Annotated in this window: 21 protein-coding genes and 1 pseudogene; 8 read left to right on the plus strand and 14 right to left on the minus strand. The window is 33.4% G+C overall.

The window, feature by feature from the left end; translation table 11 throughout:
- Positions 1-37: 37 nt before the first annotated feature.
- The 3 genes from A4F88_RS16385 to gcvP all read right to left on the minus strand — a co-directional run bounded on the left by A4F88_RS16385 (position 38) and on the right by gcvP (position 5,159).
- Positions 38-565, minus strand: a complete 528-nt coding sequence (locus A4F88_RS16385; protein ID WP_068843733.1) for a methyltransferase — start codon at positions 563-565, stop codon at positions 38-40.
- A 283-nt stretch (positions 566-848) separates the two neighbouring features.
- A complete protein-coding gene (locus A4F88_RS16390; protein ID WP_068843734.1) occupies positions 849-1,907 on the minus strand; it encodes a 3-oxoacyl-ACP synthase III family protein in 1,059 nt (352 codons plus the stop codon).
- 402 nt (positions 1,908-2,309) lie between these two features.
- Complete coding sequence (gene gcvP, locus A4F88_RS16395) at positions 2,310-5,159, minus strand: aminomethyl-transferring glycine dehydrogenase (RefSeq protein WP_068843735.1); 2,850 nt, start codon at positions 5,157-5,159, stop codon at positions 2,310-2,312.
- A gap of 223 nt (positions 5,160-5,382) precedes the next feature.
- On the opposite strand from gcvP, the gene A4F88_RS16400 reads away from it, so the two are divergent.
- From A4F88_RS16400 to A4F88_RS16410, 3 genes are all read left to right on the plus strand, one after another.
- Positions 5,383-6,189 carry a UbiA prenyltransferase family protein gene (locus A4F88_RS16400; RefSeq protein WP_068843736.1) on the plus strand — a complete coding sequence of 269 codons (807 nt, stop codon included), beginning with the start codon at positions 5,383-5,385 and terminating at the stop codon, positions 6,187-6,189.
- A gap of 466 nt (positions 6,190-6,655) precedes the next feature.
- Complete coding sequence (locus A4F88_RS16405) at positions 6,656-7,675, plus strand: hypothetical protein (RefSeq protein ID WP_068843737.1); 1,020 nt, start codon at positions 6,656-6,658, stop codon at positions 7,673-7,675.
- A 166-nt stretch (positions 7,676-7,841) separates the two neighbouring features.
- Positions 7,842-8,762, plus strand: coding sequence for a hypothetical protein (locus A4F88_RS16410; RefSeq protein ID WP_068843738.1), 921 nt, complete (start codon positions 7,842-7,844; stop codon positions 8,760-8,762).
- A 118-nt stretch (positions 8,763-8,880) separates the two neighbouring features.
- Here A4F88_RS16410 and A4F88_RS16415 read toward each other — a convergent pair whose 3' ends face one another.
- The 9 genes from A4F88_RS16415 to A4F88_RS16455 form a co-directional block, all read right to left on the minus strand.
- The gene (locus A4F88_RS16415; RefSeq protein ID WP_082815793.1) at positions 8,881-9,279 is read right to left on the minus strand and encodes a DUF1090 family protein; all 399 of its coding nucleotides are present in this window, start codon (positions 9,277-9,279) and stop codon (positions 8,881-8,883) included.
- 53 nt (positions 9,280-9,332) lie between these two features.
- On the minus strand, positions 9,333-9,788 hold the full coding sequence (locus A4F88_RS16420) for an SRPBCC family protein (protein WP_068843739.1): 456 nt from the start codon (positions 9,786-9,788) through the stop codon (positions 9,333-9,335).
- A gap of 161 nt (positions 9,789-9,949) precedes the next feature.
- Positions 9,950-10,339 (minus strand): hypothetical protein, encoded by a 390-nt coding sequence (locus A4F88_RS16425; RefSeq protein WP_068843740.1) that lies wholly within the window; start codon positions 10,337-10,339, stop codon positions 9,950-9,952.
- Positions 10,336-11,247, minus strand: coding sequence for a TIGR01777 family oxidoreductase (locus A4F88_RS16430; RefSeq protein WP_068843741.1), 912 nt, complete (start codon positions 11,245-11,247; stop codon positions 10,336-10,338). The genes A4F88_RS16425 and A4F88_RS16430 overlap by 4 nt, the downstream gene beginning before the upstream one ends.
- Positions 11,248-11,328: 81 nt before the next feature.
- A complete protein-coding gene (locus tag A4F88_RS16435; RefSeq protein WP_068843742.1) occupies positions 11,329-12,111 on the minus strand; it encodes a fatty acid desaturase family protein in 783 nt (260 codons plus the stop codon).
- An 80-nt stretch (positions 12,112-12,191) separates the two neighbouring features.
- Positions 12,192-12,578 carry a hypothetical protein gene (locus A4F88_RS16440; RefSeq protein ID WP_068843743.1) on the minus strand — a complete coding sequence of 129 codons (387 nt, stop codon included), beginning with the start codon at positions 12,576-12,578 and terminating at the stop codon, positions 12,192-12,194.
- A 19-nt stretch (positions 12,579-12,597) separates the two neighbouring features.
- Positions 12,598-12,945, minus strand: coding sequence for a hypothetical protein (locus tag A4F88_RS16445; protein ID WP_068843744.1), 348 nt, complete (start codon positions 12,943-12,945; stop codon positions 12,598-12,600).
- A gap of 21 nt (positions 12,946-12,966) precedes the next feature.
- A complete protein-coding gene (locus tag A4F88_RS16450; RefSeq protein ID WP_068843745.1) occupies positions 12,967-13,704 on the minus strand; it encodes a YqjF family protein in 738 nt (245 codons plus the stop codon).
- Positions 13,705-13,777: 73 nt separating this feature from the next.
- Entirely contained in the window at positions 13,778-14,281 is a 504-nt protein-coding gene (locus A4F88_RS16455; protein ID WP_068843746.1) for a GbsR/MarR family transcriptional regulator, read from the minus strand.
- A gap of 330 nt (positions 14,282-14,611) precedes the next feature.
- Here A4F88_RS16455 and A4F88_RS16460 point away from each other — a divergent pair, with 330 nt between their 5' ends.
- The 5 genes and pseudogenes from A4F88_RS16460 to A4F88_RS16480 form a co-directional block, all read left to right on the plus strand.
- Positions 14,612-15,025, plus strand: coding sequence for a DUF1842 domain-containing protein (locus tag A4F88_RS16460; protein ID WP_068843747.1), 414 nt, complete (start codon positions 14,612-14,614; stop codon positions 15,023-15,025).
- A 236-nt stretch (positions 15,026-15,261) separates the two neighbouring features.
- Entirely contained in the window at positions 15,262-16,644 is a 1,383-nt protein-coding gene (locus A4F88_RS16465) for a hypothetical protein (RefSeq protein ID WP_068843748.1), read from the plus strand.
- 120 nt (positions 16,645-16,764) lie between these two features.
- On the plus strand, positions 16,765-18,540 hold the full coding sequence (locus tag A4F88_RS16470) for a GMC oxidoreductase (RefSeq protein WP_068843749.1): 1,776 nt from the start codon (positions 16,765-16,767) through the stop codon (positions 18,538-18,540).
- Positions 18,541-18,546: 6 nt separating this feature from the next.
- Positions 18,547-19,467, plus strand: coding sequence for a cupin domain-containing protein (locus tag A4F88_RS16475; protein WP_068843750.1), 921 nt, complete (start codon positions 18,547-18,549; stop codon positions 19,465-19,467).
- Between the two features lie 226 nt (positions 19,468-19,693).
- Positions 19,694-21,009 (plus strand): annotated as a pseudogene (locus A4F88_RS16480) (cation:proton antiporter); the annotation flags it as partial.
- A 158-nt stretch (positions 21,010-21,167) separates the two neighbouring features.
- Here the strand turns inward: A4F88_RS16480 and A4F88_RS16485 are convergent.
- Together A4F88_RS16485 and A4F88_RS16490 are read right to left on the minus strand one after the other, a co-directional pair.
- Positions 21,168-21,827, minus strand: a complete 660-nt coding sequence (locus A4F88_RS16485) for a SanA/YdcF family protein (RefSeq protein ID WP_068843752.1) — start codon at positions 21,825-21,827, stop codon at positions 21,168-21,170.
- A gap of 114 nt (positions 21,828-21,941) precedes the next feature.
- A complete protein-coding gene (locus tag A4F88_RS16490; protein ID WP_068843753.1) occupies positions 21,942-23,969 on the minus strand; it encodes a M3 family metallopeptidase in 2,028 nt (675 codons plus the stop codon).
- Between the last annotated feature and the right edge of the window lie 41 nt (positions 23,970-24,010).

Consider the following 24,010-nt stretch of genomic DNA (forward strand, 5'->3'; position numbering starts at 1 on the left):
CTAAAAATCAAAAATTTAAAATCGTTAATCTGCAATCTTAGTTCTTAACTTTTTCGGCAGCAACAATATAATATCTCGGGGTAAAATATCGTAATAAAGGTCTAAGTCCAAACTTTTTTACCGGATGTGTAAATTGTAAACGATCCGTTATTTTCCATCCTGTTTTTTCTAAAAGCCAGTCTAACTGCCAGTCTTCAAATTCATGATAATGTCTGTCCCACATATCTGTTTTAGAACGATATGCTGGTGAAAACCATAAACGTAACGGAATTGAAATTAACAATTTATCACATTTTACATTTTCTAAAATCGTATATGGATTTAATAAGTGTTCGAAAATTTCAAATGCTGTAAAAACAGTATAATCTTCTGTTTGTAAAGCCGTTTGATCGTTGTCTAAGTCTTCGCCTTTAGTGTTTTTTACCGTATAACCATTTTCTTCCATTATCTTAGAAAATGGATTTGGTACACCAAAATCAAAAATGGTTTCTGATGTGTTAACGTGCTTTTGTAAAAACTCTAAGGTAAGTTTGAATCTTTTATTCGGAAATGTTTTTTCGTACATTATATATGTTTTAAGCAACAAAGGCGCAAATATACAAAGTTATCTCCTTTCTTGTTTTTTTAATTGGAATGAAAATAGAAGTGTTTTTTTTGAAAAAAGTTTGGAATGAATTTCTCGCAAAGACGCGAAGTCGCAAAGTTTTGAAAAAAAATAACCATATAAGTGATGTAAGATATTTTAAGTTTTTTACTTAATTGAACTTATATCACTTTTATGGTTTAATAAACTTTGCGACTTCGCGTTTTTGCGAAATTATTTCACTCAAGATTGTATAAAAACTTTTTTAGTAGCGATAAACAAAAGCATTAATATTCATTCCGGCTCCAACCGAAGCAAAAATAACAACATCACCTTTGTTGATTTCGTGGTTTTCAATTTTTCCCTGAAGAATCAAATCATATAAAGTAGGTACGGTTGCAACACTGCTGTTTCCTAAATCATGAATACTCATTGGCATAATGTTTTTAGGAGCAGTTTTGTCATATAGTTTATAAAAACGTTCGATGATAGCTTCGTCCATTTTTTCGTTTGCCTGATGGATTAGGATTTTTTTGACTTCGTCAATGGCAATACCACTTTTATCCAAACAACTTTTCATAGCGCATGGTACGTTGCTTAACGCAAATTCGTAAATTTTACGTCCATACATTTTGATGTATTTAATATCGGGATCTAAATCAGGATTATATGATTTTCCAAAGTAAAGGAAATTAGCTTCTTCATTAGCATAAGTGGCGCTTTCATAAGAAAGTAAACCTGCATCATCTGTTGAAGCTTCCAGAATTGAAACTCCGGCTCCATCAGAATAAATCATAGAATCACGGTCATGATCGTCTACAACTCTTGATAAGGTCTCGGCTCCAATTACCATAACTCTTTTTGCCATTCCGGATTTGATGAAAGCATTCGCTTGTAAAACACCTTCGATCCATCCCGGACATCCAAAAAGAATATCATATGCTACACATTTTGGGTTTTTAATGCCTAATTTGTTTTTAACACGAGTAGCTAAACTTGGTAAAATATCCGTTTGATGTGTTCCAGTTTTTACGTCACCAAAGTTGTGAGCAAAAATAATGTAATCTAAAGTTTCGGCATCGATTCCTGCATTTGCAATTGCTTTTTGAGCTGCAAAAAAAGCCAGATCAGATGCTGTGTATTCCGGTTCAGCATAACGACGGTTTTGAATTCCGGTAATGCCTTTAAATTTTTTAATTACAACTTCATTCGGGTAACCAAAAGGAGTTCCATCTTCATTCAAAAAAATATGTTTGTCAAAGTCTGTATTTTTTACTTCTAAACCCGGGATATAACTCCCAATACCAATGATTTTTATTTTCATTTTTCCTTAATTATCCGATAAATTTATTGCTAAAGTATAAATAAAATCATGATAACTATCATAAAAAATACTATGCATGCATATAATTATGAAATAACAATTTTTTAGTTGATATATTGGTTATCTTCTAATGATTTTTTGATTTTTCCGAGATTTCAAACGTTTGAGATTGATTTAAGAGTTTGCTTTTATTTCGCTCATGTATTTTGAAATGTTATAAAAATAAATAAAACTAAAAGGAATGTTATAAAAAGAAAAAGTGTCTTCTTTTTAAAGTTTCAGGTTTCAGGTTTCACGTTATGTAGGAACCTGAAACCTGAAACCTGAAACAAAAATCAAAAAACAAACCCGACATGTTTTTAAAAACTTGTCGGGTTTTGTATGTATAGAAAAACTTATTTTTTAGTTTTCCATGTAAGCTTCAATAGGAGCACAGCTGCAAACTAAGTTTCTGTCACCATATGCATCATCTACACGACGAACAGATGGCCAGAATTTATTGTCAGCGATGTAATCTAACGGGTAAGCTGCTTTTTCTCTCGTATAAGGGAAATTCCAAGAATCTGTAGTTAACATTGCCAATGTGTGAGGTGCATTTTTCAATACATTGTTTTTATCATCAGCAGTTGCAGCTTCAATTTCTTTTCTGATTGAAATAAGTGCATCACAAAAACGATCTAATTCTGCTAAATCTTCAGATTCAGTAGGTTCGATCATTAAAGTTCCAGCAACCGGGAAAGAAACTGTAGGAGCGTGGAAACCGTAATCCATCAAACGTTTTGCGATATCACCCACTTCGATTCCGTTTTCTTTAAACGCACGGCAATCTAAAATCATTTCGTGAGCCGCTCTTCCGCATTCTCCGGTATAAAGAATTGGGTAGTGTCCTTCGAAACGCGCTTTCATGTAGTTAGCATTTAAAATCGCATGTTCTGTAGCACTTTTTAATCCTTCAGCCCCCATCATTGTGATGTAACCGTAAGAAATTAAACATACTAAAGCAGATCCGTAAGGTGCAGATGAAATAGCTGTGATAGCTTGTTCACCGCCTACTTTTAAGATTGGGTTTGTTGGTAAAAATGGAACCAGTTTTTCATTTACACAAATTGGTCCAACTCCAGGTCCACCACCACCGTGAGGAATAGCGAATGTTTTGTGTAAGTTTAAGTGACAAACGTCAGCACCAATTGTAGCAGGATTTGTTAATCCAACTTGCGCGTTCATGTTTGCACCATCCATATATACTAATCCGCCATTGTCGTGGATTAATTTCGTGATTTCAATAATTGAAGATTCGTAAACTCCGTGAGTAGAAGGATACGTTACCATTAAACAAGATAAATCATCTTTATGTTCAATCGCTTTTTCTCTTAAATCTTCTACATCAATATTTCCTTCCGGAGTCGTTTTAGTAACAATAATTTTCATTCCGGCCATAGCTGCAGAAGCAGGATTTGTTCCGTGAGCTGATGAAGGAATTAAACATACATTACGGTGACCTTCGTTTCTTGACAAATGATAAGCACGAATAGCCATTAAACCTGCATATTCTCCCTGCGCTCCAGAGTTAGGCTGTAATGTAGTTCCTGCAAATCCAGTAATTACATTTAATTGCTCTTCTAATTTTTTAAGCATCGTGATATAACCTTCAGCTTGTTCAACTGGTGCAAAAGGGTGAATGCTGTTCCAGTTTGGCATTGATAGAGGCAACATTTCTGAAGCTGCGTTTAATTTCATTGTACAAGAACCTAATGAAATCATCGAGTGATTCAACGATAAATCTTTGCGTTCTAATTTTTTGATGTAACGCATCAACTGACTTTCTGAATGATGATTGTTGAAAACATCATGTGTTAAGAAAGACGACGTTCTTTCTAATGAAGCTGGTAATTGACTAGTTTCAGTTAATTCAGAAACAGAAACAGTTTCTTTTCCTAAAGCTTCAGCAAAAATGGCAATAATTTGGTTGATGTCAGCAATCGAAGTTGTTTCGTTTAATGAAATCGAAACGGAGTCGGCATCTGGGTAGAAGAAGTTTACTTCGTTTTTCTCTGCAACTGCTTTTACTTTTTGAGCATCTGCTTTTACTAAAATAGTATCAAAGTAAGCTGTATTAGTTTGGAAAACTCCTAGTTTGTTTAAAGCTTCAGCAGTAGTAACCGCTGATGCATGAACTTTGTTTGCAATATATTGTAATCCTTTTGGTCCGTGATAAACCGCATACATTCCGGCCATAACCGCTAGTAAAACCTGAGCGGTACAAATGTTTGAAGTTGCTTTTTCACGTTTAATGTGTTGCTCACGAGTTCCTAAAGCCATACGTAAAGCACGGTTTCCGTTTACATCAATTGAAACTCCAATAATACGACCTGGCATAGATCGTTTGTATTCATCTTTAGTTGCAAAAAACGCAGCATGAGGACCACCATAACCCATTGGTACACCAAAACGCTGTGTAGTTCCAACCACTACTGCAGCTCCCATTTCTCCCGGAGAAGTTAAAGCAGCTAATGATAAAATATCAGCAGCAAAGGCAACTTTGATTTCGTTTTCTTTTGCTTTGGCAACAAAAGCACTGTAATCGTTTACTTGACCATATTTTCCCGGGTATTGTAAAATAGCTCCAAAGAATTCATTCGAAAAATCAAATGTTTCGTGGTTTCCAACAACTAATTCAATTCCAATTGGAGTCGAACGTGTCTGAAGTACAGATAAAGTCTGAGGTAAAATTTCTTCAGAAACGAAGAATTTATGTGTATTGTTTTTCTTTTGATCTCTTGTACGAACATCAAATAATAACGCCATAGCTTCTGCAGCAGCAGTTCCTTCATCCAATAAAGAAGCATTGGCAATTTCCATTCCTGTTAACTCGATAACAGTAGTCTGGAAATTTAAAATAGCTTCAAGACGACCTTGAGCAATTTCTGCCTGGTAAGGCGTGTAAGCAGTGTACCATCCCGGGTTTTCGAAGATATTTCTCTGAATTGGAGCCGGAACAATAGTGGGATGATAACCCAAACCAATATATGATTTGAATACTTTATTTTTCTTTCCTAATTGTTGAATATGATTTGCAAATTCATACTCTGTCATTGCAGGATCCAGGTTTAAAGGCGCTTTTAAACGAATATCGTCCGGAAGGGTTTCATAAACAAGTTGTTCAATAGATTCAACACCAATGGTTTGTAACATGTGTTGAAGATCTGTTTCTCTTGGACCAATGTGTCTTAAAGCAAAAGCATCTGTTTTCATTTGTAGTAGTCTAGTTTTTAAAGATCAAAAGTAATTTGCCGGGTGTTTTTATTTGAGTTAATCTCATGCTACACAAGGTTTATTACATTTTATAGTAAATGTGTTGTTTTTTTGTGGCGCAAAATTAAGTATTATTAATAATTTAATAGGTATTTTTAACTTCAATTTTTATCAATTTTATAACTAAAGAGTTGATTTGTTACCAATTGATTAGATTTGAGGGATGAAGCTTCTAAAACAAATTTTCGATTTTTATTTAAACAGCAGCATTCACGTGGCTTTATCATGTTATGCTTTGGTTAGGATAACGTTTTATTTTTTTCATATTCAATATGATGAGCCAATGGCTTTGTTTGTTTTTTTTGGAACAATTATAGGCTATAATTTTGTAAAATATGATGCTTTGGTTCGTGTTAAAAGAAAACCGGTTGGCAATCAGTTAAAAATTATTGCTGTACTAAGTTTTATTTCATTGTTTGCAGCAGGATATTATTTTTTTCAGTTAAAACGAATTACTCAAATTGTTTCGTTTGCCATATTTGCAGTTACGGCATTGTATACACTTCCGTTTTTTCCAAATCGTAAAAATGCCAGGAACTGGGCTGGCGTTAAAATTTATATTGTTGCACTTTGCTGGGTTGGGGCCACTTTGGTCCTGCCGTATATAAATGCCGAAATTCCGTTTACTGCTAACTTTTTTATCAAATGTATTCAGCGTTTTGTCCTGGTTTTTGTTTTGATTTTAGTTTTTGAGATTTTAGATTTGGCTAATGATGATCCGCATTTAAAAACAGTACCACAAACCATAGGTGTAAAACGAACAAAAATTTTAGGATTCTTGCTTTTAGTTCCGTTTTGGATCGTTGGTATTTTAACCTTTAGTATTCATGACCTCATTATAAATCTTATTATGGTTGTGATGTTGATGTTGTTTATATTATTTGCCAATCAGGAGCGCTCTAAGTATTATACTTCTTTTTGGGTAGAAAGTGTACCCATTTTCTGGTGGCTAATGATGGTGTTTTTCTAAATTTCTTTAATCTTCATAAGAAGTTTTTCTAAATATTTTTGATTTTTTTACTGAATATGTCTCTTGTTTTGTTTTTGTAAGGTGTTCATTTTTAAATATTTGTACTTTTTTTATTCCTTCATTATAGCATTTTTCTTTAAAAAATATATTTTAAGAATAATCTTATGACTCATTTTCTTTGTTTCATGACAAAGAATCGTTTTCCTGTAGCATTTTTTTGATGAAACTCAAATGTCTGATATAGTTTTGGTAGAGAAAAGAAGTAAAAGCTAGCTAAAATTATTTTCAGTATTTGTTTTTGGAATGTTTTTTAAAACTTTGATTTCGAGTTTTTTACATGACTTGAAAATACTTTTTATTGAAATGTTCTAAAAAAAGTAAATCAAAAAAGTGGAGCAGACCCCACTTAAAAAAACGAGGCGGATCTGAAAAGCCTTATGAGTAAGAAAACTAAACAAACAATGTCATGGAAAATAATCATAGTCAAGTATTGACTTCAACTCAGAAAGAAACAGGAGATGCATCGCTACCAAATTCTACCGCAGGATTATACAATACCCTTTGCGAAGCTTTGCATTTGAGTGACAAACAGTTTCAAATGATTCAGGGAGTTTTACCTGTTCAGACAGATGCATCCGGAGTGTATAATTTTGTTGATGGAATCCCACCAGTATCAGTTTCAACATTATACACCAGTAACCCAATTAATGGATTAAATGGTAATATGCAAATTGTTATTAGTGATGCAAAACCAAGTTTTTTAAGCAAACTGGCACAGGATAATTATGTTAATGAAAAATATTGGGTGGACGGGAATGTTGCCGTAGATCCAATTTATGCTCCAAATTTTGCAGATTTATACAATCAGGTAAATAATGGTTCATCAGCTAATATCATTTTTGATTCTGCAACTGCTGATACCAATATTGACTCTTCATGGGCCAAAAGTACAGGTTCTGCAGGAGTTGGTTTCTGGGGAACTTCTTCAAGCTCAGTTTCTACACAATTAAACCAAAAAGCATCTTCTTCCAGAATTACTGTAAATGTTACTATTGATAAGTACGCTTTTTTACAAGTACGTGCCGGTGGATGGTTTACTCAGGGCTTTTTTACAAACCAATACAAAGATCCTAATAAATGGCTTCAGGGACAGGCTGATTGGGATAGGGTTTTTGGACCTCAGGGTTCATGCCAAAATATCGCAAATCAAGTGCTTTTGGTAAACGGATATACAATCACTACTACTTCTTATGCTACTTATTCTGAATCAGAATATCAACAAATCGTAACCAGTAAAGATACAAATGTGTGGCCTTTTTATACTTCTCACTCTAGTTCTACTGTAACCCAAACTCACACACATGATTCAGAGGGATACATTACTACAACAATTACTTGTAAACCGGGAAGTTTGCAAATTTTAGGAATGGGAGTTATTCCAACTAAACTTGCTATCGAAGGGCCATCAGCTTCCAGATTAATCTAATTTTATTTAAAAAGTAAAACTATAGAGAGCACAGTTGATTCTGTGTTCTCTTTTTTTAATTGAACTTCAATTTTCAATTGTCTGAAATTGTAAAAAATAGATTTCGATATTTGATCAGGAAGTTCATTCGCAAACAGTTTTTACATTAATTTAATACTATCTAGTTATGATAAATATTTATGAAGAATTAATTATTAAAAAAATTGTATCGAGTCTTACTTTAGATTCTTCAAGTTTGAGATGGTTTCCTGTTGTTCCAATGCTTCCTTCAAATGATTGTGATTTGTTTAGTTTATTTGATATTGTACCTAATGATACATTTATTGCTAATACAAATGATCAGAGTCCTCTTTTTAGTACAACTTATGGTAAATTACTTGATGCTCAGGAAAAAACTTTTATAAGTGATCTGGCAAAAAAAAATTATGCAAATGAAAGCTATTGGTTAAACTGTAGTACAACCAAAAAGCCAATATTCAAACCAAATTCTGCCGAAATTACTACTGGATTATCAGGCGGATCGTCATTTGATTTTACTTTTGATTCCTCTAATTATCCAAGTCCGCCAAAAGAATTATTTCCATCTTATCCTAGTTTTTTGGTTTTTCAGCCTTTTTTAAATTTTAATGAAACGGCAGAGAATTCAAGATTTGTTTTCAAATTACACTTTGATAAGATCGCTCATATTTCTACACAATTAGGCGGGTGGTTTACTCAGGGCGCTTTTGTTAAAGCTTATCAGGATAAGAGCACCTGGAAAACAGGAAGTAATCTTGTAACCTGGGATGAGTTGTTTGGTACCAACGGAATTTTAAATTGGGTAACGAATGGTTTGTTAGTTGCCTCCGGGATGACTCTCGAAATTCAAATTTTTGGAAAGTATGATTTAAAAACTTTATTCTTTTTAAAAACCAATTTATTGACCTCTGTCTGGCCATTTTATTTGAGTCCGGAAAATACAACAAATAGTTTTGATATGTCTGAAGATGGCAATATTACAATTACAGTTACTACCTCAAAAACGCAGAAATTATTGCTGGCATTACAGGCTGAATCAATAAATGGTTTAATTACCTCAAACCATTAAAAAGGTCTTAGTACTCTTTAAATTTACCTCTATTCAAAAAAAATAACTGTAAAAAATCATTGTATAAAGAAAACCCGATGTATCAGCATCGGGTTTTTTATAAAAGGAAACCAAGTAATTACTTTGTTTTTTGTTCTGCCAACGCTTTATTTAAATCTGCTTTGGCTTCATCCAGTTTTTTTCTTTTCTTGTCAATTTTTTCTTTACTCTCCTGATTTTTAATTGCTTTATTTAAATCATCAGTTCTTTCTTTAAACTTTTGCTGTTTTTCTTTAACCTTTTTGTCAAGGTCAGTTGTAACTGTTTTTGTTGTACAATTTTTTTTGGTTTTCGCTATCGCTTCTTCAACCCCTTTTATTTGGTTTTGATTACCGGCTTTTTTTGCTGCAATTAATTTGGTGTTTAACTCGCATAATTTTCGTTCACAACCTTTTAAGTTTTTACAATTACTTTGCGCAAAACCTATGCAAACCATCATAAAAAATAATACAGTTAAAATTTTAGTCTTTATTGTCATAAGTTTGATTTTAAATTAAATACTGAGATTACTTATAAAAGTAAGAAATTTATTTAAGATTGTTTTTCTGAAACTTCTTTCAAAATTTTATTTCTTTCCAAGAGAAAATTTGTAAGGTGTTTTTCTAAAAATAAAATATCAAAAAGTTCCCCAAAAATTCCGAATGGCGTTTCATATTGCAATTTGTCTTTCATGATTGTAAAGCCGTTTTTTTCTTCAAAAACATGCTCATGTCTGAAAGATTTAAATTTGCCTCGTTCCATTTCATCCACAAAATAATCGTAGAAATTCATTGCTGTAATTCGGCTTTTGTGTGTGAGATAAAATCCGAAATGTTTACCACGCCAGGTTACCGTTTCGTTTAAATTAATCAAGCCAGAAGTTATTCCGGCAATAGCCACTTCACTAGTCTTACTCGCTGATTGTTGATGAATGTCTATGTCTCGTGAAACATCAAAGACGATTTGTTTTGATGCTTTTATTTTTGTGGTGAGATTTATTGTTGTCATAATTAGTTAGAATATTTTACTCCGCCGGAATAATACATAAGAATTTTTGACGGGTAAATTCAAGTCCCAGAGGGACGATATATTTGTAGAAATATGCAGTAAAAATTGTCGAGCCCCAGCAGGGTGAAATATTTATTAATTAGTACAAGATATTGCTATACCTATCCCTTATCATTTTTAAAATGCATTGTAAAAAAGAATGTTGCAATAATAGTTGAAAGTGAATACGAAATCGCAAGGTCAAACCACACAGTTCCATTTATAAGTGCTGTAGTTATAAAAACTCCGCTTATTACGAATATGATTAATATTGTTTTTTCATGAACTATTTTTATGTTTTTGTTTTTTAAAACAGTAGTAATGAAAATATATAAAAGATAAGTTGGTAAGGAGAGAAGTAATCCTATAATTACCATAAATGGATATAGTTGAAAAAAATCAGAAAAATTTCTTGAGCTCCAATTAGCACTATATCCATTTATTATTGAAAAGATGATTGTTCCCAACAATAATGTAAAAATCCAATGTCTTAAGAGAAAAATAGCATTCATTTTCTTAGTAAGTTTTTAAAAGCTTTATCAATATCCCCAAACTTAAATTCAAATCCATTATCCAAAAGTCTTTTCGGAATTACATTTCTGCTTTTCAAAACCAATTCAGTTTCTGTCCGAATGAAGAAAGATCCAATTTCAAGGAAAAATTGATTCAATGGAATTCCAAATGGAAAACCAACAGCTTTTCTAAGCTTTTTCATGAAATCTAGATTACTTATGGGCTTAGGAGAAACTACATTTATAACTCCGGTAATTTCTTTTTTGATGATAAGATCAACCGCATTCGCAAAATCTTCCTCGTGAATCCAGCTGATAAACTGATTTCCTTTTCCTTGTTTTCCTCCAAATCCTATTTTTGCCAAAGTCTTTAACGGAATTAAAGCGCCTCCATTTTTTCCTAAAACAATTGAAGTTCGCAAAGCTGTTTTTAAGGTATTTGGCGTTTGGGTTTTAAAGAATGCTTTTTCCCACGAAAGCGCCACATTTATAGAAAAATCATTTCCAATTTCACCCTCAGTTTCATCCATTTGTTTGTCTAATGAAAATCTATAAATTGTTGCTGTAGATGAATTCAGCCAATGTTTCGGCGGATTTTTACAATTTAGAACCGCTTTATTTAAAATTTTGGTACTTTCAATTCTGGACCATAAAATTTCTTTTTTGTTCTTTTTGGTATAACGGCAATCAACAGATTTTCCTGTGAGATTGATTAGAACGGTTGCGTTTTCTAATTCCTTTTCCCAGCCCGAAAAAGTTCGGGCATTCCAGTTTACATATTTAATTCCGTCAACGGATTGTGATTTTCCTCGTGTCAGAATTACAATTTCATCAAATTTATCTTTGAAATGATTAACTAAAACGTGTCCTAGAAAACCTGTTCCTGCTGCGATTATGAGTTTTTTCATTGGTGTAATTTCAAAGTCAATAATTCACGGATTTTTATTGTAAAGTAATTTTTTAAATTCGTGGCGAACATTATTTGTCAATTAAAAAATATTCTTTTTCTCGATATTAGGAAGTGCTTCATCAATTCTTCTAGCCAGTTCCGGAAGTTTAATCGTGGGAACTGCTGGGAATAAATGATGTTCTAAATGATAAAACATACTAAAAGTCATTTTGTTTTTCCAATTCCCTCGTTGCGTTCTGGCAAATTCTGGTGATTCTTCTGTGTCATGATGAACCGTCCAAACTGCAAAGAAAGCCATTAGAAATTCGGCGAAAACCATAATTATTATGTGATAAATCAAAAAATGAATTTGAAAATAAAAAATAAGGAATGTTACAATCGCAATAGAAACTAATTCTAAAATTACATTCTTGACATAATTTCTATTTCCTTTCTGTAAGGTAACTTTATGAATCAAAAACATATGAATTGGACCATAAAGTATAGCGCCGTACCAAGTCATACGAGCTGATTTTCCTTCATAATCTTCTTCAGACAAACAATATTTATGGTGACGAATATGATTGAATTTGACAGCATGAATTGAAACCATCAATAAAATACTGTTCGTATACAAAGTAAACCACGTTAAAAATTTATTTGTTCCTAATGAATTATGAAATCCATTATGAACTTGTCGTAATCCGGCTAAAAAGAAAAAAGCTGAAAAAGGCAGAGCAAATAAATAATATCCAAAATAAGCCAGCGTCATAGAAATTAAAAACCACGGAATGGTCAAATTGTTTTCAATCAGCATTTCTTTGAAAGTGAGATTTTTTAAATCTTTCCATTCTACCTTTTTGAGTATTTCCTGATGTGTCATTTTTTTATGATTTAGGTTTTTTTTTAAAACCCGACAGTCCCGAAGCCTCGTGATAAAACCTGTCGGGTTTCTGAATCAAATTAAGCTTTAAAAACTAATCTTTCTTCTCGTTGCGCTTCTTTAGCTTTTCTTTTTCCTCTAAAAAAGAAATATAAATTGAAGAACAACATGATGCCAAGATAAATAGAAAATCCTCCAATTTTATAACTTAATCTTTCAATTAATTCTTGATAACTGTCTTTGTTTAATTGCAGTTCCAAAATCATTAAGGCAAAACCAATATTTAAAAGATAGAATCCCGTTTCAAATAGTTTGTTGGTTGCTTCAGCGATTTCTTCTCGGCCTTTAAAAATGTCAAGCATAAATATTTTTCCGTTTTTGAAAAGTGTTTTAGAAACATAATAAGTTAAAAATAAAGCGACTGGTAAATAAATTCCGTAACCGATTAAGATTTTTGTAGTTTCCATAATATTTGAATTTTAGTTGTTATTTGATTAATTTTTGAATGTATTTGGTTATGATGAATATGTTGAGGTAATGTAATATCGAAATGATGAATACAATAATGGATGTTTTGATTCCGATGGTTTCTATCAATTGAGAAAACGAAACGATTTTTTGCCAGGAAATCAATGTCATGGCACAGTAACCAATGTTTAAAAGATAGTAAGCCAAAAGCAAAACCTGATTTATTTTTTGACAAATATCCGCGTGATTTGGGATTAAATCTGCAACGTAAATATTTCCGTTTTTATAGCAGATTTTTCCAACTTTTAGAATGATGAAAATCGTAATGCCGAGATATATAAAATATCCAATGATATTGAAATTCATGACTGTTTGGTTTATTGGTTTTTAATACATTTCTTCTAAGACTGGAATCAGCTCAATTTTTCTTTTGTTTTTAACCGTAATTTTTGATCCTTCAGCTAAGAAAACTGAAGTTGGTTTTTGAGTTTGAAGAAATCCAAAATCACGTCCATAATTTTTTTCGAAATCAATATCGATTTTATGGTTCAAAACTTCTAATTGTTCCCACCTTGGATGTGTCACCTCGTATTCAAAAGTTGTTGTTTCGTCTATTTTTGTATATCCAAAATAATGTTCTGTAATGAATTCAGCTTCAGAATCAATATCGATTTTATTTAAGCTATTTTTGGTTTCAATTTCAATTGTATTCCATTCTTTATCATTCTTCCATTGATAAATAAAAGTATTGCTGTTTTCGTTTTCAATGATTTCATGTCTCATTTTCTGGGTTTCATAATGTTCCTGATACAAAGTATTGGCAATAAAAGTGATGGCTTTTTTAGGAACAATTTCTTTGATGAAAACTACTCCGCGTTTCCATTCGCCGTTTTCAAAACGTTTTACATAGAATCTTAAATTAACCTCTTCAAAATTGATATGAAACGGAACTTTCAATCCTAGAACTTTGGTATTTTTAAACATAAAACCCACCAGGCTTACATAACATTTGTTGTTCCAGATATCTATTTCGGTTCCCGCAGGAACATATTTTTCTAAAACATCTCTATCAATCTGATAATTAAATAAGGCTAAATTTTTCCATTCTGCTTTTAAGAAATCCATGGTTATTGTTTTTAATTTTTTAAACTTTCAGAAAAAAATGAAAGTTTGAGTTAAATTTTTTTAGTTCAGTATTTTATTTCATCATTTTGATGACCAGTTTTCCCAACCAGTTATCATTAAACTCAGTCATTTTGTCTAACATATTATCAGCCTTTAAAACAAAATCGTATAATTTAGAAGTCTGATCTACAAAGTGTTTTTCTTCAGCAGAATCTTTTGCTTCAATTGTCGAAACTTCTTTTAAGATTTTAAGTGCAGGTTTAATTTCTCTTTTGCTTCTTTCTCTTGAAATTTTAACAGCTAATTCGTCCAGATCTTTTTCGGCAGTAAAAAATTCTCTGCGTTCTCCAACTTTAAATTCTTTGTAAACAATTCCCCAATCCATTAAAGCTCTTAGGTTCATGCTGGCATTACCACGGGAAATCTGTAATTCTTCCATAATATCTTCCATAGAAACAGCTTCGTTTGAGACCATTAATAATGCATGGATTTGTGCCATGGTTTTATTAATTCCCCATTGAGAGCCTAATGCTCCCCAGGTTTGTACAAACTTGTTTTTTGCTTCTTTGAATTCCATAAGTCAAATGTAATTAAAAGTTTTTAAACTTTCAAAAATAATTGAAAGTTATTTCTTTTTTTCTTCAGCAGGGGTTTTTACGTGTCGAATTATTTAGTGCTGTTCTTTAATTGTTTCATACCTAATTATGTCCATCTTATATCATTTTTTCTATTATGTCTACTTATCTGCTATAGTTTTGATGTAGAAATAACCCCAACTATTATTTAAAATGTTTTCTGAAATGTTTGAATAATAAAATGACAAATCAAGTAAGTGGAGCAGAACCCACTAAAAAAAACGAGGCGGTACCGAAAAGCCTTACGAGTAGGAAACCTAAATCACAAAGTTATGGCAGATTTATTAGCAGGTGCTTATTTAGCAAAAGGCACAATTGGAAATGTTGGAACACCAGGTGCTCCAATCGCAACATTTAGTTTAGTTGTTGTACCATCACAAAATTCTGTTTCTGGTACAGTAGTAATTACTCAGGCTGTAAATGGTCCTGATAGTCATATTGTAGTTCCTGTAAAAGGTAGAATTTATGCTACCGGTTTTGGAAATTTTACAAAAGTTGTTAGTCTTCAGGGAGAATATGTTCAGTCTTTCCCACCTCCTGCAATTGGTGCTTTTTTAGCTGAGTTTGATGCTCATTTAGCTATCGACAATGAATGGAACGGAACAGGTGGTTTCTCTTACTGGAGACACAATGTTGAAAATGTACCAGTAAAGGCAGCTAAAGAACTTAAAAGCGAATTAGTTTAAAAACTAAATTCTCTCTAAAGCAATTCTGATTTAAAAGGCTCGTCTTTACAGGCGGCCTTTTTTGTTAGATTTTTTTTCTGAGAAATACTTCAAATTTCGATTTAATCGACCTCAATTCAGTTTCCCAATAATTAACCATCAAAAACAAAATGAAAAGAAAACCTATAATTATTAGTTTATTAGTTGTTTTTATAATAGCAGCGACCTCAATATTTTTTTTGAATAAAGAAAAAATAATGGAAAAAGTTGGAGTTTCTTCCGGTTATGCTAAAAATACAACTGAATCTTGTAATTGTGAGGATAGCTGGTTTCCTCATACACAAACTCCCGCTCCAAAAGAAGGCGATGGAAGTCCGTTTGATTCTTCAAATACCACAAATTGTATTTTTCATCAATGGTCCTGGCAAAAATTTCTGTGGTTAACAAAACCTTTAGCAAACGGAAATCCTTTGTTCTTAGATTCTCTTACTGTAGTAAGTCCTGAAATGGCGCCTGTAAGTCCGCAATTAGGATTAAAGTTAGTATTAAGCTCCATCAATCAGGCTGGTCCTGAAGGTGTTTTGGTTTCTAATCCAAAAGTTGTTCCCGGAAAAAAAGCAGGAGATACAGTATTTTACTCTATTCATGTTAATAAGATATTATACGATAAAGCAATCCTGGCAGCAACTAAGATCAATAGCGGAGAAATTCTTCCGGATAATTTAGAAACTTTTCCTGTTGGTGCACTTGAATTAAAAGTGTCCTGGATTAGTACAACAGCTATTCCAAAAGAAAAAATTGCAGGTTATTTTGTTACCAAAGCCGCTGTTAAAAACAGTAAAGGACAATATGAGTCTAAATCTGTAGCATTATTAGGAATGCACGTTGTTGGGGTTGTAAAAAACCATCCTGAATTTATTTGGGCAACTTTTGAACATCAGGATATGGCACCGGTTTATAACTGGAAAGATAACTCTGTAGATTCTGCTACTGAAAAACTTTTTTATGAAAAAGGAAAAACTTCGGGATTAGGAGGAATCAACTATGATAACAATAAACCATTAGTGCCAAACAAAGCCTTTGTTTTGTATGAATATGGAGTGCCAAAGGTGTTAACGTCTAATGAATATATGAAAACAAGCCAGGCTGAACCTGCCAATTTTGATAACATAGATAACATCAATAAGTGTGTAGCTTCTAAACTAAAAGATGTTTTTAGAAATTATTTCTATAACGGATCGATTTGGTTAAACACTGACGGATTATCTCCTGTTCAACAGGCAAAAACCATTGTAAAAAGTAAAATATCAAGTGTTTTACCGGATTCATTAGCAAGAGGTTCTTCGAACTTGGCCAATATTACGATGGAAACTTATACGCAAACATTCAAAAAAGATGTACATGCAATCACTGCCGCTAATTTGGTAAACTGTTTTACGTGTCATCAGTCTAAAAACTTTGATACCATACGTAAAGGAAAATCGCCATTGTATTTAAGTCATGTTTTTGAATCTTATTTATTGGTAACGAAACCTAAGTTACAAAGCAATAAAAAGACTCTCGAAACAAACAATCGTATAGAAGAAACAAAAGCTTTAAAACTGAAACAGTTTGAACAGTTTGTGAAAGAGAACAAATAAAATGAACTATTCGTTTCTAATTCGAATGAATCCTATTTCGATAAAAAACAATCTGTCTTATTTTTTATAAAGGCTAAGACAATATTATAATTTCAAACAAATAACCCAAAAACAACTATTATGACCACATTTTCATCAAGCCCTAATTTTGCGAATGGCTTTCCTACGCCAGGACCGCAAGATCCAACACCTCAGAAAGTTTTGGATCACATATTTTTTCTTTCAGAAACAGATTGGAAAATTACAAGAGAACAAGAACATTTTGATTTTATTATAATTGGTAGTGGTTTTTGTTCTTTGGCTTTTGCCGAAAGAACTTTAGCTCAAAATCCAATGTCTAAAATTTTAATTGTAGAACGTGGACCTTTTTTCCTGCCAGAGCATTTTCAGAATTTACCTATTCCATATCAACATGTGCTGGGTGGATTATCAGAAACATTTCCGTGGACACTTTCGAGTAAAACGGCATTACAGCCACCGGGAAATATCCAGTTTCAACACGGAATGATTCCTTTTTTTGGAGGAAGAAGTATTATGTGGAGCGCCTGGTGCCCGAGACCAACTCAGGAAGAAATGCAATACTGGCCACAAGAAACCATAGATGCAGCAAAAGCGCATTTTAAATCGGCAGAAATTTTATTGAATGTAGTTCCTGCTGACAAAATTGACAGCGATTTAGATCCGTCAGTTTTAAAACACGTTGCATTGCAGCGTCCAGTTTATGGAGTCCTGCAAACAGAACTTCAGGAAATGCTGGCTTCTAATTTGGGCAAAGTAACTTCGGCAACGCGTAGTATGGCTGCACCATTGGCTGCTGGTTCAGGTGTACAGGAAGGTTTAGATTTTGCTAAATTTTCTACACCTTCAGTAATGTTGGATCTGGCTATCAAACAATCTGATTTAAGCAAAAAAGGACAAGGTAGTCCGTTAAAAATGGTTGCTAATTGTGTTGTGGAGCGCATTCATCAGCAAGATGGAGTGGCTACAGCTTTAGAAACTTCGAGAGGTGTTGTAAACGTTGGTGATGCTAAAGTAATTTTGGCTATGGGAACACTTCCTCCAACAACATTGATCTTAAATTCTTTTCCTCAGGTTAAAAAAGCCGGAGAACGTTTTACAGCACATTTTATCACTTCGATTGTGGCACGTATTCCACGCAAGGATTATGATTTTGCAAATCAGTTAAGTGAACTGGAACTTGCCGCAATTTATATGGCAGGAGTAAATTCAGAAAGCGGTATGCAGTATCATGTTCAGCTTTCGGTTTTATCAGATAAAGATCCGGTTAAAAATGCTCAAAAAGCAGCCCGCTATATGCCGGATGTTGTAGCTACAGCTTCTATGGCGCAACTTACAAGTTCTGAAGATTATTTGGTATTTGTATGTGCAGTTCTGGGAGAAATGGATTTTAGAAATCCGGATAATTACCTGCGTCCAAACGGACAATCTGATCCAACAACCAATGTGACACTTCAGGCAATAGCCAGTAAAACTGACTTGCAAACCTGGGATACTATGGATCACGGTACTTTTCAAATGCTGGAAGATGCACTGTCTCCAAAAGGAAGTACGGCTGTAGAATACTGGCATGGAAATCCAGATGAAGGTGTCTGGATGAGTGAACGTCCTCCTGTTAATCAACGCAGAGTGGGTGGATTAGTTCATGAAGGTTCCAGTCTTTGGATTGGAAAAGACGATGAGGGAGTTGTAGGACTTGATTATCGTCCAAACGGAGTAGAAAATGTATATGTTACCGGTGGTGCACTTTGGCCAGCAAGTGGTTCATGGAATCCAACAATGACAATGGTTGCTCTGGCTCAGGATTTGGCAGATAACCTGCATTATGAGTCTCATACCAAAATTAAAACCAGTTCTAATTCTTTTGTTTCAAATTAGTTCGTTATGGAAGATCAGGTATTAAGCGAATTACTCATAGATTTTAATAGTACACCATTAGATACAAAACCGCCAATGACAGTAGGTGATGTATTGGACAAAACAGATGGCGTTTATTTTTGTATAAAAAATCACGATTCGGTTTTTTTATGGGTAAATAAAAACTTTGCAGACTTAGTCGGGCAAAAACAGGAAGATATTATTGGTACAAGAGACAGTCGTGCCGCTCATGTCGCTCACGATCAGGAAGTGATGAGAAGCGGTGTTCCTTTACTGAATTTTTATGAAACAATTCAGGTTACTGAAGCTGACGGATCAATGGCCGATTTGGAAATTGTTACTCAAAAAGGACTTTTACGCAAAAAAGGCGGAAATGAAATCATAGGAATTACGGTTTGTTTTTCTAAACGATTTCCTGATGCGCATCGTGAAGCAGACCAATTGATTCAGAAGTTAAAGATGTTTCCAACCGGAATTGGCGGTTATTTGGCTCATGGTACAGAAAGCGATTTGACAATCTCAGAAGAAGCTTTGCCGAAACGATTTGTTGGTAGCAGAAAAGCATACTCTACTAATTATTTTCTTTTAAAAGAAGGTGAAGTGCTTAAAATGCATGCACTAAATCAGGATGAACAATGGTTTTTTCACCAGGGAAGTGCGATCAGGCTTCATATTTTTTCAGAAGAAGGGGAGTATAGTACTGTAACATTTGGAAGTGATCTCGATCAGGGACAATTCTTACAAGGAATTGCAGCTCACAATCATTGGTTTGGTGCTGAATTGTCAGGTCCGGATTATGCCTTAGCGAGTTGTAGTCTTGCACCTGCCTGGGATAAAAGAGACAGCTTTCTTCCAACTCCTGAACAAATTGAAACGCTTAAAAGAAAATTTCCGGAACAGCTGGAGATTATCAACAAACTTTTGTAGCAATACAATTGGCTTGTAAAATAATGTTGAAACTAAATGAAAACCGAGATAGTAATGTCTCGGTTTTCTATTTGTTATTTATCTTTTTAAAGTCCTGTTTTGAGGAAACTATAAAATTTTAAGAATAGTATAAAGCTTTTTTTTATGAATTATAAAGTTATGTTAATTCAGGAAATGAAATTTTGTATTAGATAATGGAAATTTATTTTTGTAAAAATCACTTTTTATGGAACTATATTACACCTTTTCAATACTCATAGTATTGGCTTCTTTCTTCGCCTATTTAAACCTAAGATTTTTAAAACTTCCCGGAACGATTGGAATAATGATTATTGCCATGTTAGTTTCAGTAGGAATTCGTCTTTTAGGAGATTCCTATTTTCCGGCTACTACAAAACATTTTTTTGAATTGATAAAAGAATTTGATTTCAACGAAATCTTAATGGGAGCAATGTTGAATTTTCTTTTGTTTGCAGGTGCACTACATGTAAATATGTCTGATCTTAAAGAACAAAAAGTTCCCATTATGATTTATTCTACAGTAAGTGTAGTATTATCGGCCTTAATCATTTCTGTACTGCTTTATAATATTGCCCCACTTTTAGGAATAAAAATTCCTTATATATTTTGTTTGGTTTTTGGAACCTTAATTTCTCCAACTGATCCCATCGTAGTATTGGGTGTTTTAAAAGAAGCTAAAGTTCCTAAAAGAATAGAAACCAAAATCGTTGGTGAATCATTATTTAATGATGGAGTAGCAGTTGTAATGTTTGCAGTTGTTTTAAAAATGGCAACTGATCCAACATTTGATTTAAGTTTTGGTTCTATAGCCTGGCTTTTTGCGAAAGAAGGAATAGGCGGACTTTTATTAGGAGCTGTTTTTGGATTTACAGCATCAAAGGTGATGAAGAAAATTGATGATTATAAAGTTTCAGTTTTAATCACACTTTCTATTGTAATGGGAGGATTTTTGATTGCTCAAAGTCTTCATGTTTCCAGTCCACTGGCAATGGTTGTTGCGGGACTGATCATTGGTAATTACGGAAAAAAAGTTGCCATGAGTGAAGTAACAAAAGACTATTTAGGGAAATTTTGGGAACTTGTTGATGAAATACTAAATGCTATTTTGTTCTTATTTATTGGCTTTGAATTGTTGTTGTTACCAGATTTGAATAAACAATTATTAACCGGTTTTGTCGCTATTTTTATAGTGTTATTCTCCAGAATTGCTTCTATAGTTTTACCCTGGAAATTCTTCGATATATTCAAGTTTTTCGGGATCAAATCTGCCTACAATAAAGGCTCTTTAATGGTGTTGGTATGGGGAGGAATTCGGGGAGGAGTTTCTATTGCGCTGGTACTTTCTATGCCTGAAGGAGAATATAAAAACCTGCTTCTGGAAGTAACCTATATTGTAGTGTTATTTTCAATCGTAGTACAGGGACTGACTGTTGGGAAATTAGCAAAAAGAGTTTTAGAGAAAGAGTAGAAGTAGAGTTAAGAACAAAGAAAATAGAGTTAAGAATAAAGAGAAAAGAGTTTCTGTCTTTTCAGTTATTTTACCAGAAAACGGGCTGTCTCAGAAATGATTCAGCCCGTTTTTTTAGATTGTCTCAGCGGAGCATAATATCTACAGGAAAAGGATTATGACTTGGTGCAAGCTCCGGAAGAGCGATATGATATATTTATTTTGATGTTTTCTATCTTTTATCTTCTTTAGAATAATTGGATTCTCCGTTAATATTAATTTCTCCGCCTAAAAAACGAGGTTCCCTATTTCTTAAAACATCTAAGAATGCTTTGAAAACAGAACCATATTCTCTAAAAGTTACATATTTATAACCCAAATATTCGCCCGAATTGGCAGAATATCCAACTGATTTAATTCCGAGTTTTTGCCCGATGTAAATAGCACGGTTCAAATGATATTCCTGAGAAATCAAAGTAGCTTTTTTAATTTTGAAAATATATTTAGCGCGATACATGGTCGAATAAGTGTCAAATCCGGCATAATCAATAAATATCTTTGTGGTGTCAACGCCGTGATTAAAACAGTAGTTTTTCATTACCGTTAATTCATCATATTCATCACGACCATTATCTCCCGAAAGTAAAATTTTATTGATTCGGTTTGCTTTGTACAATAAAATTCCGGCATCAAGACGGTCTTTTAAATATTTACTGGGTTGATCTCCATTAATTCCGGCACCAAAAATAATTCCGGCATCATTTTTTGGAAACTTTTTAAGTGAATAATAAATATGGGTTTTGGTTGTAGACTTAACATACCAATTTACAACAAGTATTGCTGCCAGTCCCACAATTGCAAGGTAAAGTAAGATTTTGAAATATTTTTTCACGGCTTATATTTGTAAGATTAAGATTTAAAACACGAAGATAGTTAAAGTAAAACCAAATAAAAAACCGAAGTATTTCTACCTCGGTTTCTAATATTCTAAGAAGTCTAAAAAAGTCTATAACAATCCCGCTCTTTTTAATAAAGCTTCCGGTTTTGGCTCCTGACCTCTGAAACGTTTGTACAAAATCATTGGGTGTTCTGTTCCTCCTTTTGAGAGTACATTGTCTTTGAATTTTGCTGCAACTTCAGGATTAAAGATTCCTTTTTCCTGAAAGTATTCAAAAGCATCGGCATCCAGAACCTCAGCCCATTTGTAGCTGTAATATCCGGATGAATAACCGCCCTGAAAAATATGAGAAAAAGCCGTACTCATTGCATTTTCTTTTACATCAGGATACAATTGCGTGTTGGCAAACTGTTCTGTTTCGAAAGCCTTTAGGTCTGAAATATTGGTTGGATCTTGTCCGTGCCATGCCATATCTAATAATCCGAAACTTAACTGACGCAAAGTAGCGATACCTTCCTGGAAACTCGCACTTTCTTTAATTTTCTGAACATATTCTATCGGGATAATTTCTCCGGTTTCATAATGATTCGCAAACAAAGCTAAAGCTTCCGGTTCGTAACACCAATTCTCCATAATCTGACTTGGTAATTCTACAAAATCCCAGAAAACAGAAGTTCCGGATAAACTAGGATAAACGGTGTTCGCCAGCATTCCATGTAAACCATGACCAAACTCATGGAATAAAGTAGTTACTTCATTAAAGGTCAATAAAGACGGTTTTGTTTCGGTTGGCTTGGTAAAATTACAAACATTCGAAATATGTGGTCTTTCGTTTACGCCGTCTTTTATAGATTGCGATTTGAATGAAGTCATCCAGGCACCGTTTCTTTTTCCTTTTCTCGGGAAGAAATCAGCGTAAAAAATCGAAACCAAATTGTTTTCAGCGTCTGTTACTTCGTAGGTCGAAACTTCTTCGTGGTATTTATCAATATCAAAAACTTCGGTAAAAGTTAATCCATATAATTTTTTGGCAACAGTAAAGGCGCCTTCTAAAACTTTCTCTAATTGAAAATAAGGTTTTAGTTTTTCATCATCTAAATTAAAAAGCTGTTGTTTTAATTTTTCAGAATAATAAGCACCATCCCATTTTTCTAATTCTTCGATTCCATCTAATTCTTTGGCGAAAGCGGTTAATTCAGCAAATTCTTTTTGAGCTGCCGGTTTAGCTTTTGCCAATAAATCATTTAAGAAAGAGAAAACGTTCTCCGGACTTTCTGCCATTCTTTCTTCCAGAACAAAATGAGCGTGTGTTTTATAACCTAACAAATTGGCTCTTTCAAAACGCAATTTGGCAATTTTTAATACATTTTCCTGATTGTCAAATTCGTTATTCTGAAATGCTTTTGCTCCAAAAGCGATTGCCATTTTTTTACGTAATTCACGATTGTCTGCATACGTCAGAAACGGAATATAACTTGGATGATCTAAAGTAAAAATCCACCCTTCTTTTTCCTGACTTTTAGCCAATAATCTTGCAGCTTCAATAGTTCCTTCCGGTAATCCGGCTAAATCTTTTTCATCTGTTAAATGCAATTCAAAAGCATTGGTTTCTGCCAGAACATTTTCGCCAAATTGTAAGCTTAACTTTGACAATTCCTTGTCAATTTCTCTTAACTGATCTTTTTTATCTTCTGGTAAATTCGCTCCGTTTCTTGAAAAGCTTTTGTATTTTTTATCTAAAAGCGTGGTTTGTTCCGGATTTAGGTTAAGAGTTTCTTTTTGATCGTAAACTGCTTTTATTTTAGCAAACAAAGCAGCGTTTAACGTAATGTCATTTCCAAATTCAGATAATAAAGGCGAAACTTCCTGAGCGATTTTCTGCATTTCATCATTGGTCTCTGCCGAATTCAAATTGAAGAAAATACTGGAAAGACGATCTAAAACATCGCCCGAAAAATCCATGGCAACAACAGTGTTTTCAAAAGTTGGCGCTTCCGGATTGTTTACAATAGCATCAATTTCGGCTTTAGCCAAAGCAATAGCTTCCTGAAAAGCAGGAAAATAATCTTCGATTTTAATTTGCGAAAAAGGTGCTGTATTATATTTGGTATTAAAATATTGTGTTAAGATGCTCATAGTGTTATTGTGTTACGCAAAGTTTCATTAAGAAGGCGCAG

This window comes from Flavobacterium chilense, assembly GCF_001602525.1.
Lineage (GTDB): Bacteria > Bacteroidota > Bacteroidia > Flavobacteriales > Flavobacteriaceae > Flavobacterium > Flavobacterium chilense.